We start from the raw sequence: 16,787 nt of genomic DNA on the forward strand, positions 1-16,787 counted from the left end.
CCGTGGCCGTCAGGTCACGCCTCTGGCGTGCCTGGCTCTGGTTCCGCATCGGATTGTTCGGCGATCCAGGCGACGCTGACAACCTCTTCGCCCTTTGCAGTGTCGAACACCTTAACCCCGCCCGCCCCGCGTGAGCGGAAGCTGATCCCGTCAATCGGCACGCGGATCGATTGGCCGGTCGATGTCACAAGCATGATCTGATCGGACAAATCGACAGGGAAGGACGACACCAAGGCACCGCCGCGCATCGCCTTGTCCATCGCGGTAACACCCATGCCGCCGCGGCCACGCACAGGATAATCGTGGCTAGAGCTGAGTTTACCAGACCCCTTGGATGTGATCGTCAGGATCAGGTTTTCCGCCGCGGACATTTCCGCATAGCGTTCCTGGCTGATTGCGCCGGGTGCCACGTCGTCTTCGTCGTCGGACACTTCCGCGTCGTCGGCAAGGCCGGCCATCGCACGGCGCATTTTCAAATAGGCAGCGCGTTCAGCGGCCTCCGCCTCGAAGTGGCGGATGATGGACATGGAAACAACCTTGTCATCGCCGTTCAGCCTGATGCCGCGCACACCGACAGAGCCGCGAGAGTTGAACACCCGCACGTCGGTCGCAGGGAATCGGATAGCGCGGCCAGAGTTGGTGACCAGCATGACGTCGTCGTCATTTGACGCAATGCGGGCATTGATCAGCGTGTTATCAGCCTGATCGTCCTCGAACTTCATGGCGATCTTGCCAGCGCGGTTCACATTGGTGAAATCCGACAGCTTGTTGCGGCGCACAGTGCCCTTGGACGTGGCAAAGACAACCTGCAGGTCGTCCCATTCCGATTCGTCCCGGTCCACCGGCATGATCGCGGCGATGGTCACGCCCGTCTGGATCGGCAGGATGTTCACGATCGCCTTGCCCTTGGCCGTGCGGCTGCCCAGCGGCAACTGCCAGCACTTCAGCTTGTAAGCCATTCCGTCTGTTGTGAAGAACAGCAATTGGGTATGGGTATTGGCCACGAAAAGGGTTGTGACGACATCCTCTTCTTTGGTGGCCATGGACGACAGACCCTTGCCGCCGCGCCGTTGTTGACGGAAGTCGGCCAGCGCGGTCCGCTTGATGTAGCCGCCAGAGGTGACGGTGACGACCATCTCTTCACGCTCGATCAGGTCTTCGTCGTCCATGTCGGCAGCCCAGTCGACGATTTCGGACCGGCGCGGCACGGCAAACTGGGTTTTCACCTCGTTCAGCTCGTCGCGGATGATCTGCATGATCCGGTCACGAGAGCCGAGAATTTCGAGGTAGTCGCGGATCTTGGCGGCCAGCTCTTTCAGCTCGTCGGTGACTTCTTTTACGCCGATCTGGGTCAGGCGCTGCAGACGCAGTTCCAGGATTGCGCGGGCTTGCGCCTCTGACAGATTATAGGTGCCGTCTTCGTTCGCCGTATGGGTCGGATCGTCAATCAGGGCGATGTATTCAAGGATATCCTGCGCCGGCCAGCGGCGGGTCATCAATGCCTCGCGCGCCTCGCCGGCATCGGCGGATTTGCGAATGGTGGCAACGACTTCGTCGATGTTAGTGACTGCCACGGCCAGACCGCACAGGATATGCGACCGCTCACGCGCCTTGCGCAGTTCATAGGCAGTGCGGCGGGCAACGACGTCTTCGCGGAAGTCGACAAAGCAGGACAAAAATCGCAGCAAGGTCAGGGTTTCCGGGCGGCCGCCGTTCAGGGCCAGCATGTTGCAGGCAAAGTTCGTCTGCATCGGGGTAAAGCGGAACAGCTGGTTCAGAACCACCTCTGCGGTGGCGTCGCGTTTCAGTTCGACCACGACGCGCACGCCGTTACGGTCAGATTCGTCCTGCACATGGGCAATGCCTTCGATGCGCTTTTCGCGGGCGGCCTCTGCGATGCGGTCGATCATGGAGGATTTGTTGACCTGATAGGGCACATCATCGATCACGATGGCCCAGCGGTCCTTGCGGATTTCCTCTGTATGGGTGCGGGCGCGCATGATGACGCTGCCGCGACCTTCGAGGTATGCCTTGCGGGCACCGGACCGGCCAAGAATGACACCGCCGGTGGGAAAGTCGGGGGCCGGGATGTATTCGATCAGATCTTCGCTGGTCATGTCGGGGTTGTCGATCAGCGCAAGGGTCGCGTCGATGACTTCGCCCAGGTTATGCGGCGGGATGTTGGTCGCCATGCCCACCGCGATACCGCCCGCGCCGTTGACCAGCATGTTAGGGTATTTCGCAGGCAGAACAGTCGGTTCGCGGTCCTTGCCGTCGTAGTTAAATTGGAAATCGACCGTGTCTTTGTCGATATCATCCAGCAGATAGTTGGCAACCTTCTGCATCCGGACCTCGGTATAGCGATAGGCCGCGGCCTTGTCGCCGTCCATGGAGCCGAAGTTGCCCTGACCGTCCAGTAGCACAAGGCTCATGGAGAAGTCCTGCGCCATCCGCACCAGCGCATCATAGATCGCGCTGTCGCCGTGCGGGTGGTATTTACCCATCGTTTCCGCCACGGGGCGCGACGATTTGCGGTAGGGTTTGTCATAGGTGTTATTGGTGTCGTGCATCGCATAAAGGATGCGCCGGTGCACCGGTTTCAGGCCGTCCCGCAGGTCCGGAATCGCGCGGCTGACGATGACCGACATGGCATAGTCGAGGTATGCTGTCTTAAGCTCGTGTTCGATGGTGACGGACGGACCGTCATACGTCCACTTTGGCGCAGCGTTTTCGTCATCGTTTTCAGGGGTTTCCGGGGTATCGTTCACGTGAATGCCTTATCCGATGAGACGTCTATATTTTGATCAGTTGATCTTAGCAGATACCTGATCTGGTGCGCAACGCCTGACAGGGCGAAAGGCACGAACCAGGCGCTGCGGGGGTCGATTTTTTGGCCAAAAATTGGAAAAGCCGGGGGGCCAGCCCCCCGGACCCCCCGGGATATTTATGACCAGAAGAAGCCGGACCCTCAGGCGTGGCTGCGGGTGGGGCGGTCAAAGACGCGGCGGCCGAGCAGGGATGCGGTTAGGTCGACCATCAGGGAGGCTGTCTTGCCACGATCATCGAGGAAAGGATTTAGTTCCACCAGATCAAGCGATGTGACAAGCCCGCTGTCGCACAGCATTTCCATCACAAGATGACCTTCGCGCACGGTGGCACCGCCGGGGACAGTGGTGCCGACGGCGGGGGCGACGGAAGGGTCGAGGAAGTCCACGTCGAGGCTGACGTGCAGCATTCCGTCCGCGGCGGCGACGCGGTCAAGAAAGGCGGCCAGCGGTGTGCGGATGCCGCTTTCGTCGATGACGCGCATATCGACGACATCGACATTGATATCCAGCAAGGCGGCGTGTTCGGCGCTGTCGACAGAGCGCAGGCCGATCATGCAGATATTGGCCGGATCGACGCGGGCGGGCAGGGCGGGGAACGCTTCGAATCCGTCGCGACCGATAACGTAGCCGACGGGCGTGCCATGCAGGTTACCGCTATCGGTGGTGTTGGGGGTGTGGATGTCGCTATGCGCGTCCAGCCACAGGGCAAAGAACGGGCGGCCCGCCATTTGTGCATGGGCGGCCATGCCGGCAACGGTACCCAAGGCGAGGGCGTGATCGCCGCCAAGGAAAATCGGCAGACCGCGAGGGGCGGCCTGTTGGGCGGCCTCCATAAGGGTTTGGGTCCAGCCCACGTTTTCGGCCAGGGCGTAGACTTTGCTATTGGCATGCGGCGCGACCTCGACCGTCGCGGGTGCCAGGTTGCCAAGGTCTTCGACCGTATGGCCGAGGGCAGTGATCGCCTCTGCCAGACCAGCGGTGCGGTAGGCGTCCGGGCCCATCAGACAGCCGCGGCGGCGTTTGCCGCAATCGACGGGGGCCCCGATCAGAATGCAATGAGTCTGTGTCATGGTGGTGCCTTTCAGGTGCGGGCGCGGGCGGCAGCGATCCAGATCAGGACCAGTCCTGCCGAAAACAGGGCGTTCCAGCCCGCCATGGAGATGGAGAGCAGTTCCCAGCTCACCTGATCGCACATGATCAGGCGCGGACCTTCGGTGGACAGCAGATCGCCCGACAGGCCGCCGCCACCGCCGCCGGTGCAGGACGTGGGGCCGGGCCACCAGCCTTTTTCGACGCCGGCGTGAAAAAAACCGATGCCGCTGGTGATGGCCGCGGCCACTGCGCCGAGCCAGGGCCAGATGCGGTGTGGCACGGTGAATGCGAGCGCGCCGATCAGGGCCGCGGCAGCATGGGGCCAACGCTGCCAGAGGCACATCTCGCAGGGGAGGTAGCCAAGGAACTGGAACACGAAAGCGCCGGCCAGCAGCAAGGCCGAGCCGCCGGCGGCGATCAGGATCAGCGTATTGCGCATTAAAACACCTTTAGCACAGCGAAGCCGCCAACGAGCAGCACCATGAACACGGTAAAGACGAGTCCGAGGCGCCGCTCTATGAAATCTTGGATCGGTTGACCGAATTTCCACAGCAAGGCAGCGACAAGAAAGAAGCGAAACGCGCGGGCGATGATCGAGGCCACAATGAACACAGGCAGCGACAGGCCGGTGACGCCAGAGGCAATTGTGATGACCTTGAAGGGAAAGGGCGTGATGCCCGCAATCAGGACAGCCCAGGCGCCCCAGTCATTATACTTGATCGCAAAGGCGTCGAAATATTCGCCTTTGCCGTAAAATTCGAGCACGGGCTGGCCAATCGTGTCGAACAGCACGGCGCCGATGTAATAGCCCATCAGCGCGCCCAGCACCGATGTGACCGTGGCGATGGCGGCAATCAGAAAGGCACGGGAAGGGCGGGCAATGATCATTGGGATCATCAGCACATCGGGCGGGATGGGAAACACACTGCTTTCGACAAAGCTGACAATACCAAGCGCCCAAAGTGCATGGCGCGAGCGGGACAGGGACATCGTCCAGTCGTAAAGGCGGCGGATCATGATGGCATCCTGTTGGTTTCAGGCCCGGTTAGGCCATTAAACCGGCGCAAAGGTCAAGTCGTGGGCGCGCATTGCGGGCCTTGCGCATTGCAGCGACGCGATGTCGCACTATTGTTACCGCCAAGTGGCGATGCGCCAAGATTTGGAAGAGGTTTGCGATGAAATGGCAAGGACGGCGGGTCAGCCGCAATATTGAACGGCGCAGCGGCGGTGGCAGCGGGCGCGCGATTGGTGGCATCGGCGGAATTGGCGGCGTGCTGATCTTGTTGCTGGGCTGGTATTTCGGGGTCGACGTGTCGGGCATCGTGGGCAGCACGGGCGGCAGCAGTACGCAGCAAGTCGACACCGGCCAGATCACCGAAGCCGATCCAGAGGTCGAACAATTTGTCGGCGTTGTGCTGGCCGACACCGAAGACGTTTGGGCGACCATTTTCGACCAACAGGTCGATGGTGCCTATGTGCCGCCGAAGCTTGTGCTGTTTGACGGCGTCACCCGCTCTGCCTGCGGAAATGCTAGTGCACAGACCGGCCCGTTTTATTGCCCCGCCGATCAGGACGTCTATCTCGACACCGCGTTTTTCCGCACGATGCAGCAACAGTTAGGGGCGGGCGGTGACTTTGCCGCGGCCTATGTGATTGCCCACGAGGTTGGGCATCATATCCAGGACGAGCTTGGTATTCTGGGGCAAACCAACAGCATGCGCGCCCGCATGAGCGAGGCGGATTCAAATGCGCTTTCGGTTCGGATCGAGCTGCAGGCCGACTGTTACGCCGGGATCTGGGCGCAGGGCACGCAGGCGATGAACGACTCGCTGGAACCGGGCGACATTGATGAGGCGATGAATGCCGCCGCCCGTATCGGCGACGACGCCTTGCAGCGTAATGCCGGCCGCGCTGTCAGCCCCGACAGCTTTACCCACGGCACCAGCGCGCAGCGGCAGCGTTGGTTCATGCGCGGTTATGAAAGCGGTGACATGCGCGATTGCGATACCTTCTCTGCGACGCAACTTTAATCGAAAATTACGTGCAGGCCCGATTGACGCGGGCCTGCACCTTGGATACGTCAGCGTCACTGGCCGGTGTGGCGGAATGGTAGACGCAGGGGATTCAAAATCCCCCGATTGCAAGATCTTGTCGGTTCGAGTCCGACCACCGGTACCAGAATTAATTTAACAGATTTTCCCATCAGGGATCCCGCCCGCAGCTTGCGGGCTATTTTGATTCTTATCGTATGGCTGCGGCGTGTCATTGTTTCTGAATGATCAACGGTGGCGGCGATTGTGCGGGTTTGTCTTTCTACTTTTGGTAATTGCAACGGCAACGGCCTTGGTTCTGCCACATTTTACACATTCAACCCTAAGTGGTTGTAGTTGCAGGTGGATAGCGCGCTGTAATGTATCAATGTTTTGGCTTCGACGCAGGTTATATAACCAAATAGTCAATTTTCTTGGGGTTTATCGGTGGAAATCAGGCGTTTCGCTTGCGTCGCACTAGTATACCAGATGAAGCAATCGGCGTTTCGAACGGGATCGGCTGTTTTTGGTTAAGACCGTTTATGGTGTATTTAAGTGCAAGATGCGGCTTTTAAGCATATTTTCTCCTTTTTTGCCTCTGTAAGTCAGAGTAGGACTTGCCTTGCCTAACTGGGGGGCAAAACCGGTCGATTGGGGCGACCGGGCCGACATGAAGACGTGTCAGCAAATTTTGGTGTCTGCGGCAAAGGGAACTTCCCATGCTGAAGATTTTAAGTGCCGCATGATCTGCGGTGAGATTTCTGGCGTGTGATCCGTTCGGGATCACTGCCGTTACGCATGTGAAGACGCCCATAGCGTCGCTAGTGGAGATTTAAGATGACAAGTGTCACGACGGTTAATCTGATTTATCTGGGCAATTATGCCGACGTTGATTTGAACGAATGCGATTACAATGCCGAAATGGCGGGCAAGCTGGTTGGCGTGTCCAAGGGTGCGGATGATCTGTCGCTGGTAAAGGCCACGCTGACCGACCCGCAGCACGACGGCGTCATCTCTGACAACGAGCGCAGCAGCGATACGGTCACCTATAACGCTGGCAAAGGCACGGTGAAGAACCAGACCGACAGCACGATGTCGGTCAAGCTGAATGTGACGCTGTCCGACGGCAGCGTAAAGCAGATCGAAGCTGTGATGATCCAGCAGACGAACGGCGATTTGTTTGTCACCGACCTGCTGAACAAGGGCACCTTGGACAATCTGTCGATCGCCAAGATTGAAGTCGCGCAGATTACCGGTGCGAACTATTCCGGTTGGTATTCGAACCAGTCCGTCGACAACACCACCTTTGTCAATGTCGTCACGCTTGATGGCACTGTCGAAGGCACCTCTGGGAACGACGTGATCGATTCCAGCTACAAAGGCGACCCAGAGGGCGACCGCATCGACAACAACGATGCTATCGCATCCGGCGCGCAGCCGAATGACGACCTGGTCTATGGCTATGGCGGCAACGATTCCATCGCCTCTGGCGCTGGTGATGACGTTGTTTATGGCGGTTCCGGCAACGACAAGATCGACGGCGGCACCGGCAATGATACGCTGCATGGCGACGACGGCTGCGATATCATCGAAGGCGGCGAAGGCAATGACACCATCTATGGCGGCGCCGACGCTGACGCTGTTTATGGTGGCAAGGGCAACGACGCAGTTTATGGCGACGCTGGCAATGATTTCGTTTACGGCGGTGACGGCGACGACAAGGTTTATGGCGGCGCTGGCGCTGACAAGGTCTATGGCGGCGCTGGCAACGATTCCGCTTATGGCGGCGACGGCGACGACAAGATCGAAGGCGGCGCTGGCAACGATTACATCGAAGGCGGTGCAGGCGACGATTCCGTAAATGGCGGCGCTGGCAATGACGTGATCTATGGCGACAGTGCAAACGGTGCGTCCGGCCCGACCTATGTGCGCGAAAGCTTTGAATGGTCCAAGGCACCCGATCCCAGCGGCAATGGCACATCCATTGACGATGGCGACAACCTGAAGGGCGGCTTCAGCCAGAACACCGGCAACGTCACTGTGACATTCAGCCAGTCCGGCACGAACGAGCATCCCGCAACCACGTTCGAGACAGAGGCCGAGAACGTCTCTGGCATCAACTCGGGCTCTGAGACGGTGAACACCCACAGCTCGCTTGATTCTGTTCTGGACAAGGACGGCGAAACCGTGACCTACAACCTCGGCTTTTCCGAGGATGTGCAGAACATCAGCTTCCGCATCAACGACATCGACTACGCCTCCAAGGTGCAGGTCTATGCCTATGACATGGACGGCAACCGCGTTGCAGTCGATATTTCGGCTGGTAGCAAGATCACCGTGCAAGACAACGACGGCGTCGGCGGCACGGAAACGCTGTTGGCCAGCGGCGGCGGCGGCAGCACGGAAACTGACGGCAACTATTCCGCGCTGGTCAACATCGCAGGCCCGATTTCCCGGATCGAAATCGTGCACACCAAGGTGCAATCGCTCAGCCCAGGCAACAATGCCGGTGTTAACGTCACTGACGTCTTCTTTGACGCACCGGTCGAAGGTTCGGTCGTCACGGGTGGCAATGACATCCTGAACGGCGGCACCGGCGACGACATCATCTATGGCGAAGGCGGCAACGACACGCTGTATGGCGATGCTGGCAATGACGTGCTGTATGGCGGCGCTGGTGCTGACAAGGTCTTTGGCGGCGACGATCGCGACACCATCTATGGCGGCGCTGGCGACAGCGTTGACGGCGGCGCTGGCGGCGATGACTACGACGTCCTCGTGCTGAACGATGGCGAAATCTATATCACCACCGGTCCTGATGGCACCGGCGCACCGGTGCTGGATGCGGACGGCAACAGCTTCTCTGGTCGCGTCGTGTTTACCGATGCAAATGGCGTGCCGACGGGCGAATACATCGACTACACCGAGATCGAAGAAATTCGTGGCGGCAACCCGCTGCGTGACGGCACTGTGTTCGGGACCGAAGGCAACGACACCATGGGCGTCGGCTATGCCGATCCGACCGATGGCGATCTGATCGACGGCGACGATGCAATCCTGGCCGGTGATACCGGCAATGACGACCTGATCTATGGTCTTGGCGGCAACGACACGATCAATGCCGGTGAAGGCAACGACGAAGTCTATGGCGGCACGGGCAACGATTCGATCACCGGCGGCAACGGCGATGACACGGTGTCCGGCGATGATGGCAATGACATCGTGCGCGGCGGCAACGGCAACGACACGGTCTTTGGCGGTGCGGGCGACGATACCGGCTTTGGCGGTGACGGCGACGATCTGGTTTACGGCGGCGCTGGCAACGATCAGTTGAACGGCAACGCCGGCAACGACACCATCTATGGCGGGATCGGCAACGATACCGTGTCCGGTCAGACCGGCGACGACGTTCTGTACGGCGATGCCGGCAACGACATCATCAATGGCGATGCTGGTAATGATGTGGCTTACGGCGGCGAAGGTGACGACTACATCGACACGTCCAACCACGTTGATCCCGGCTTTGACAATCCGTATCCCGGCCTGCCCGGCGATGCGAACACGCAGAACGATCTGGACACCGTTTACGGCGGCGCCGGCAACGACACGATCATCACCGGCGACGATGCCGATGTGATCTTTGGCGGCACCGGCAACGACAAGATCGACGCGGGCATCGACAACGATTACGTCGAAGGCGGCGAAGGCGATGATACGATCATCGGCGGCGAAGGCGTGGACACCATCTATGGCGACGCTGGCGATGACCTGATCTATGGCGGTCTGGCGAATGATACGCTGGACGTTGTGGACTTTGACGCCGACGGCAATCCTGTCGATCTGCTGCCCGGCAACAACATGGACACGATCTATGGCGGTGACGGCAACGACACCATCTATGGCCGTGATGACGACGACACCATCTATGGCGGGTCTGGCAATGATCTGGTCTATGGCGGGATCGACGACGACGTCATCTTCGGCGGCGAAGGCGATGACGTGCTGTATGGCGATCAGGGTAATGACACGATCGCCGGCAACCAGGGCAACGACACCATCTATGGCGGAGAGGGTGACGACACCCTGACCGGCAGCAAGGATGACGACCTTGTCTATGGCGGCACTGGCAACGACTTTATCCAGGGCGGTAGCGGCTTCGATACGCTTTACGGCGACGACGGCGACGACCGTATCCAGGGCGGCGACGATGACGACTCCATCTTCGGCGGTACCGGCAACGACAGCATTCAGGGCGGCGGCGGCAACGATTACATCGATGGCGGCGACGGCGACGATCTGATCGGCGGCGCAGACGGCAAAGATACGATCCTTGGCGGTGCTGGCAACGATGTCATTCGCGCGGCAGGCGGCGACGACTCCATCTTTGGTGGCGAAGGCGATGACCTGATTTATGGCGGCGACGGCAACGACAACATCGCTGGCAACCAGGGCGATGACACCATCTATGGCGGCGCTGGCGATGATACGCTGACCGGCAGCAAGGACAACGACCTTGTCTATGGCGGCACGGGCAACGACTTCATCCAGGGCGGTAGCGGCTTCGATACGCTTTATGGCGACGACGGTGACGACCGTATCCAGGGCGGCGACGATGATGACTCCATCTTCGGCGGTGCTGGCAACGACAGCATTCAGGGCGGCGGCGGCAACGATTACATCGATGGCGGCGACGGCGACGATCTGATCGGCGGCGCAGACGGCGACGACACAATCCTTGGCGGTGCTGGCAACGACACCATCCTTGGGGCAGGCGGCGCTGACGTGATCTATGGCGGGGCAGGTGACGATGTCATCAACACCGACCAAGGCAACGCATCTTTGCCGGATCGGGATTATCCGGGTGACGGTCTGGCGGCTGACGCCGATCCGTTCGATAACCGCGACACCGTCTATGGCGGCGCTGGCAACGACACGATCAAGACGGGCGACGATGCCGATCTGATCTATGGCGGTGACGGCATCGACAACATCGACGCCGGCGTCGACAACGACACCATCTATTCCGGCGACGGCGCGGATGTGGTCAAAGGCGGCCTTGGCAGCGACCGGTTCATGGATGCCTCCTCTGGTGACGTGATCATCGGTGGTGAAGACCCCGATGGCAGCGACGTTGATACCTTCAACTTTGACCAGGAAACACTGGACAAGATTGATCGTATCGTGCGCAACGGCGGCGCTGGTGACAGCGAAGAGTTGCGGGAATCTGGGATCATCTACTTCAAGGATGGCACCACCGCGACCTTTAGCCAGATCGAGGCACCGTGCTTTACGCCCGGCACCACGATTGCTACGCCAAAGGGCGAGCGTCTGGTCGAAGACCTGCGCGCCGGTGACAAGGTTATCACCCGCGACAACGGCATTCAGGAAATCGCCTGGGTTGGCGCGAAAGAGATGACCGGCAAGGAACTGGCCGCCAAGCCCCACATGAAGCCGATCCTTGTGAAAGCCGGATCGCTGGGTCATGGTCTGCCGGAACGTGACATGCTGCTGTCGCCGAACCACCGTGTGCTGGTGGCCAGCGAAAAGACGCAGCTGTACTTTGAAGAGCGTGAAGTGCTGGCAGCCGCCAAGCACATGACCGGCGCACAGGGCATCCACACCCTGGACGTGATGCGGACGACCTACATCCACTTCATGTTCGAGCGTCACGAGGTCGTGCTGTCGAACGGCGCCTGGACCGAAAGCTTCCACCCGGGCGATTATTCGCTGAACGGGTTGGGCAACAGCCAGCGGAACGAGATTTTCGAACTGTTCCCGGATCTGGCGACGACGGCAGGCATCGAAGGCTATCAGGCGGCGCGCAAGTCCCTGAAAAAGCACGAAGCTCGTCTATTGATGAAGTAAGGCCAGTGCCGCCCGCTGGCGGCGCAGGTTTGGTACGAAACGAATGCAGGCAGCCCTATGGCTGCCTGTATTTTTTACATTCTGTTCACCTTTTTATGTTCGAAAGGCGGCGTTGCTATCCCTTGGGATAGCTTACGCATGTGTGGATAAAACAGTATAAGATTTTACACGCGTCAATCGTCGCAAATCGGTCAATCGTTCGATGAAGGATCCAAAGCATGGCAAACATTTCGGGAACGTCACGCGCCGATACCATCAACGGCACATCCGGGGACGATACGATTGACGGCGGCGCTGGCAGCGATCTGATCTTTGCGGGGGCCGGCAACGATACCATCTATGACAACGACAATTCCCCCGATACCGTTTACGGCGGCGCGGGGAATGACGTCTGGATTCCATCGACGAACTCTCAGAACGGGGGCAGCGATCAGGTCTTTCTGGAAAACGGCGATGATACTGCCTACCTTGGCTACCTGACCGTTGGCCAGAACGAAACGATTGACGGCGGTGCCGGCAATGACACGTTCAACTTTTCAAACTTTCCCAATGCGGCGCTGAACGTCACGATTGAAAACTCTGGCACGTTGAATTTCAACGGGCAGCTGGTGGCCGAAAACGTCTATCTAAATTTCGAGAACATCACCGGTAATGCGGCCCAGAACACCTTGACCGGTAACGATAAAACCAACGTTCTGGACGGCGGCGGCAACGACGATAAACTCTATGGCCTAGGCGGTGATGATACGCTGATCGGCGGCGAGGGAAAGGACCAGCTTTACGGCGGTACCGGCGATGACACGCTATATGGCGGCGCGGCAGAGGATCAGCTGTTTGGCGGCGACGGCAAGGATGCGCTGTTTGGCGGCAACAGCCAGGACACGCTCTATGGCGGTGCTGGCGATGATGTCATCGAAGGCGGCGACGGCGACGACAAGTTGTATGGCGATGCAGGCAACGACACGCTGCTGGGCGGTCAGGGGCAGGATTCGCTCTACGGCGGGGACGGCGATGATGTGCTGGACGGGGCCGATGGCACCGGGCAGGACAACGACGACCGTTTGTACGGCGGCGCTGGTAATGACACCCTGATCGCGCGGGATGTGCAGGACAGCCTTTATGGCGGTACCGGCAACGACTATCTGACAATCTTTAAGGATGGCAACATCGGCACAATCACGGCCGATGGCGGGGCGGACCCCGATAACGGCGATTGGGACCAACTGGACCTGAAGGCCGGCATCGAACGGGGCGATTGGACCGGCGTGCGGATCTATAACACCAACGGGCAGCTGATCTATGACAGCGTTAATCCGGTGTCCGGCCAGAACTACGACACCCTGCCTGAAAATGGCCGGGCAGAGCTGCTGAACGGCAACAACATCATTGGCCGCGTCAACTTTACCGAGATTGAAAAGCTGGTCATCTGCTTCACGCCCGGTGCGCGTATCATGACGCCGAAAGGGCAGGTCGCGGTGCAGGACCTGCGGGCCGGTGATCTGGTGCTGACGCGGGACCACGGGATGCAACCGATTGCGTGGATGGGCCAGCGCACTTTGTCCAATGCTGATCTGCGCCAGTCACCCAAGCTGCAACCGGTGCGTATTGCGGCCGGATCGCTGGGTGACGGTCTGCCGGCGCGCGATATGTTGCTGTCACCGAACCACCGGATGCTGGTGCAGTCGCCGCGTGCCGCCCTGCTGTTCGCCGAAAACGAGGTGCTTGCCCCCGCGAAACACATGGTCGGGCGCGCCGGTATCACACAGGCCGCCGTGGCAGATGTGACCTATGTGCACATCATGTTCGAACGGCACGAGGTTGTTCTGGCGGACGGTGTCTGGTCGGAAAGCTTTCAGCCGGGCGATCACAGCCTTGGCGGTCTGGGCCACGACCAGCGGAGCGAGATTTTCGCACTGTTTCCCGAACTTGAAACGACTGCGGGCGTCGCCGGCTATGGCGCTGCGCGCAAATCTTTGAAAAAGCATGAAGCAAGGCTTCTCTTTGCGCATTAGCGCGTTGCGGTAAAAGCCGCCCATGCCTCTGGCGTGTCCAGATCGAATGTGGCGCGATGATCGGAAAACCGCACAAGGTGGGTTTGCGCGCGCCGGGGTTTAACCACCGCCGCGCCGCCGTCATCGCCGGTCAAACCCGCGAAGTCATTGCGCAGGCTGGCGTCGAACACGACCGGATGCCCGGGCGTTCCATCCGCCGCCGCGCCGCGCCAGATCACGGAATCTGGATGCGCCCTGCGGGCCGCCAAAACCGCGAGCAGGTCGTCTGATGTCAGCAAGGGCAGGTCGGCCAGCACCATCATGAAGGCAGGGCAGGGTGGTAATTGCGCCACCGCCCCGCGCAGGGTGCCAGACTGGCCTTCGGCGGCGTCCGGCACCAGAAGCGGGGTAAATCGCAAGCCATCCAGAACCGCCAGCCGCGCCGCGGCATTGTGGTGCAGCGCCACAAAGGTGTCGCCCACCGCTGCCGCCTGCCGGACGGCGCGGCGCAAAAGCGGCTGACCGTCCAGCATCATCACCAGTTTGTCTGCACCGCGCATGCGCGATGATTGCCCTGCGGCAAGGATCAGGATCGGGACGTTTTCGCCTGATCCATCCTGCATCCTTAGGGAATGATACGCGTATATTTCGTGCCTTCCAGCGTCGCGCCGATCCGCAGACCGGTTTGCGCAAAGACCACGGCGATCACAGGCGACAGGGATGTAATCGTCTCGGCGCGCAACACCTCTCCTTGGTCGGCGGCGACGTATTCAAGGTCGGCGCCCGCGGCCCAGCCCATAGACGACCGGAAATCCGCCAGCGCGTTCTGCGTCATGAAAAACAGCACGTGGCTGTATTGCTGCGCACCGATTTGCAAACCGGCAGAGCCGGAGGCGGCAGAGTAATAGTCCACTGTGGACCCGTTAATCTGCAGTGCGCCGCGCCCGTAAGAGCCCCCAACGCCAAGCCCCAGTTCCGTCACCAGCGGCATGACCAGCACGCCTGCGGCCTTTTGACCCAAATCGCGGGTGCCGGGATAGGTGTCGTACATGAACGACAGGGTGCTTGCGACCCGTGCGTCGATGGTCGATCCGCCGTTCTGGTTCACGCCATTGCCGCAGGCGGCCAGAAGCCCCGCCGCGCCTGCCGCTACAAAATGCCGCCGTGTCAATTGTGTCATAACTGTCCGCCTCTATACTGCCATCGGCGCGTTTGCCGCACCTGTTATGGCGCAAACTATAGGTGGATCAGGCTTTGCTGTCACACGCTAATTGCAGGGCCGGCGGTTACATGCGGTTCAGCAGTTTGGCCGCCTCTGGTGCAAAGTAGGTCAGGATGCCGTCGCAGCCCGCGCGTTTGAACGCCAGCAGGCTTTCCATCATCACCTTGGGACCGTCCAGCCATCCGTTCTGGATTGCCGCCTGCATCATCGCGTATTCGCCGCTGACCTGATAGGCATAGGTCGGCACGCCGTACATATCCTTGACCCGGCGGCAGATATCCAAATACGGCAGGCCCGGTTTGACCATGACCATATCCGCGCCTTCCATCAGGTCGCGTTCGACAAGCCGCAACGCCTCGTCGGCGTTGCCGGGGTCCATCTGATAGGTGTTCTTGTCCCCGGTCAGCGCAGCCGATGCACCCACCGCATCGCGAAACGGGCCATAAAAGGCGGATGCGTATTTGGCGGTATAGCTCAGGATCGCAACGTCAATATGGCCCTCGGCCTCTAACGCTTTGCGCATCGCGCCGATGCGGCCATCCATCATGTCGGACGGCCCAAGGATATCGGCGCCCGCCTCGGCCTGTGCCAGCGCCATTTTCACCAGCGCATCGACTGTGCGGTCGTTTACAATTCTGCCGTCTTCGACAAAGCCGTCGTGACCATTGATGTTGTAAGGGTCCAGCGCAATATCGGTCATGATCGCAATGTCAGGGACCGCGTCCTTGATCGCGCGAATGGCCTGATTGCTGATATTGTCAGGCGACCAGGCCAGGGCGCAATCCTCTGTCCGTTCATCCATGCCGGTATAGGGAAAGATACACAGCGCGGGGATGCCCAGTTTGTGCGCCTCTTGCGCGGCTTGCACGGCACGGTCAAGTGTCTTGCGCGTGACGCCCGGCATGGACGGAATTGCATGTTCATCATCCTTGCCGGCCATCACGAAGATCGGCCAGATCAGGTCATCCACGCTAAGCCGGTGTTGGCGCGACAGGCGGCGGATCGCGGGTTTGGCCCGCAGGCGGCGCAGACGTGTGGCGGGAAAGGGGGCAAGGGTCGGTTTCATGGCATCACTTTCAACTGGCTGGGCCTTTCGGTCACACATCCTGACCTTGCACGGAAAAATCGGCGCGGCAAGTCTGGGCATCCCGGCGCTGCGACACTAGGGTCCCAAAACGTGAAGCAAGCCAGAGAGTCGCACATTGGACTGGAGAAATATCCTCTTTCAGGTGATCGACCTGCGCTCATTCTCTTCGGTGTGGTACTGGATCATGCTGGCGGTGCTGTGGTCTTCGGTCAGTTATTTTGTTCTGGGCGTCCCGTTTGATCTGATTACCAAGGCGCGGCGCCACGGCGGCCAGCATCAGGAAGACATGGTCGATCTGGTGCGCATCAATGTGAACCGCTTGCTGGGCATCGCCCAGACCGCGGGCCTGATCCTGACGGCCTTCGTTTTCTTTGCCCTGACCATGCTGGTGCTGCTGGCCTTCGTCTATGACGTCGAAATGGCGCAGGCCATTTTTCTGGTGGCGTTGCCGCTGTCGATTGTCGGCGCGGTCAGCCTGGCCAGCGCCCGCAAGATCCGCGCCGCCGATCCAGAGCCAGAGCAGCTTTACGCGATGCTGATGCGCCACCGGCTGTGGACGCAGATCATCGGCATGTGCGCGATTTTCGTGACGGCCATGTTCGGTATGATCCAGATGATGGCCTCCGTGCGCGGGCTTTGATCCGTGCGCGCGGCAGGGTGCTGCCCCGCGCC

11 protein-coding genes and 1 tRNA gene are annotated in these 16,787 nt (G+C 60.0%); 5 read left to right on the forward strand and 7 right to left on the reverse strand.

Going from position 1 to position 16,787, the window contains the following annotated elements:
* Nucleotides 1-14: 14 nt before the first annotated feature.
* The 4 genes from gyrA to SJY10_RS08810 form a co-directional block, all read right to left on the reverse strand.
* Nucleotides 15-2,768 carry a DNA gyrase subunit A gene (gene gyrA / locus SJY10_RS08795; protein ID WP_386681646.1) on the reverse strand — a complete coding sequence of 918 codons (2,754 nt, stop codon included), beginning with the start codon at nucleotides 2,766-2,768 and terminating at the stop codon, nucleotides 15-17.
* A 200-nt stretch (nucleotides 2,769-2,968) separates the two neighbouring features.
* Entirely contained in the window at nucleotides 2,969-3,898 is a 930-nt protein-coding gene (gene rocF, locus SJY10_RS08800; protein ID WP_386681648.1) for an arginase, read from the reverse strand.
* An 11-nt stretch (nucleotides 3,899-3,909) separates the two neighbouring features.
* A complete protein-coding gene (locus tag SJY10_RS08805; protein ID WP_386681650.1) occupies nucleotides 3,910-4,359 on the reverse strand; it encodes a disulfide bond formation protein B in 450 nt (149 codons plus the stop codon).
* The gene (locus SJY10_RS08810) at nucleotides 4,359-4,937 is read right to left on the reverse strand and encodes a YqaA family protein (protein WP_386681651.1); all 579 of its coding nucleotides are present in this window, start codon (nucleotides 4,935-4,937) and stop codon (nucleotides 4,359-4,361) included. The genes SJY10_RS08805 and SJY10_RS08810 overlap by 1 nt, the downstream gene beginning before the upstream one ends.
* Before the next feature lie 158 nt (nucleotides 4,938-5,095).
* Here SJY10_RS08810 and SJY10_RS08815 point away from each other — a divergent pair, with 158 nt between their 5' ends.
* From SJY10_RS08815 to SJY10_RS08830, 4 genes are all read left to right on the forward strand, one after another.
* Nucleotides 5,096-5,950 carry a neutral zinc metallopeptidase gene (locus tag SJY10_RS08815; RefSeq protein WP_386681653.1) on the forward strand — a complete coding sequence of 285 codons (855 nt, stop codon included), beginning with the start codon at nucleotides 5,096-5,098 and terminating at the stop codon, nucleotides 5,948-5,950.
* Between the two features lie 62 nt (nucleotides 5,951-6,012).
* A tRNA-Leu gene (locus SJY10_RS08820) sits at nucleotides 6,013-6,098 on the forward strand.
* Nucleotides 6,099-6,787: 689 nt separating this feature from the next.
* Entirely contained in the window at nucleotides 6,788-11,815 is a 5,028-nt protein-coding gene (locus SJY10_RS08825; RefSeq protein WP_386681655.1) for a Hint domain-containing protein, read from the forward strand.
* 218 nt (nucleotides 11,816-12,033) lie between these two features.
* Nucleotides 12,034-13,827 carry a Hint domain-containing protein gene (locus SJY10_RS08830; protein WP_386681657.1) on the forward strand — a complete coding sequence of 598 codons (1,794 nt, stop codon included), beginning with the start codon at nucleotides 12,034-12,036 and terminating at the stop codon, nucleotides 13,825-13,827.
* On the opposite strand, the gene SJY10_RS08835 is transcribed toward SJY10_RS08830, so the two are convergent.
* The 3 genes from SJY10_RS08835 to hemB all read right to left on the reverse strand — a co-directional run bounded on the left by SJY10_RS08835 (nucleotide 13,824) and on the right by hemB (nucleotide 16,094).
* Nucleotides 13,824-14,429, reverse strand: coding sequence for an NTP transferase domain-containing protein (locus tag SJY10_RS08835; protein WP_386681659.1), 606 nt, complete (start codon nucleotides 14,427-14,429; stop codon nucleotides 13,824-13,826). The two genes, SJY10_RS08830 and SJY10_RS08835, sit on opposite strands and share 4 nt — an antisense overlap.
* Before the next feature lie 2 nt (nucleotides 14,430-14,431).
* On the reverse strand, nucleotides 14,432-14,986 hold the full coding sequence (locus SJY10_RS08840; RefSeq protein ID WP_386681661.1) for a YSC84-related protein: 555 nt from the start codon (nucleotides 14,984-14,986) through the stop codon (nucleotides 14,432-14,434).
* Nucleotides 14,987-15,092: 106 nt separating this feature from the next.
* Entirely contained in the window at nucleotides 15,093-16,094 is a 1,002-nt protein-coding gene (gene hemB, locus SJY10_RS08845) for a porphobilinogen synthase (protein WP_386681663.1), read from the reverse strand.
* 136 nt (nucleotides 16,095-16,230) lie between these two features.
* Between hemB and SJY10_RS08850 the strand changes: the two genes are divergently transcribed.
* Nucleotides 16,231-16,755 carry a component of SufBCD complex gene (locus tag SJY10_RS08850; RefSeq protein WP_386681665.1) on the forward strand — a complete coding sequence of 175 codons (525 nt, stop codon included), beginning with the start codon at nucleotides 16,231-16,233 and terminating at the stop codon, nucleotides 16,753-16,755.
* Nucleotides 16,756-16,787: the final 32 nt, after the last annotated feature.

The sequence above is a fragment of the Loktanella sp. R86503 genome (genome assembly GCF_042466455.1).
Classification (GTDB): Bacteria; Pseudomonadota; Alphaproteobacteria; order Rhodobacterales; family Rhodobacteraceae; genus Loktanella.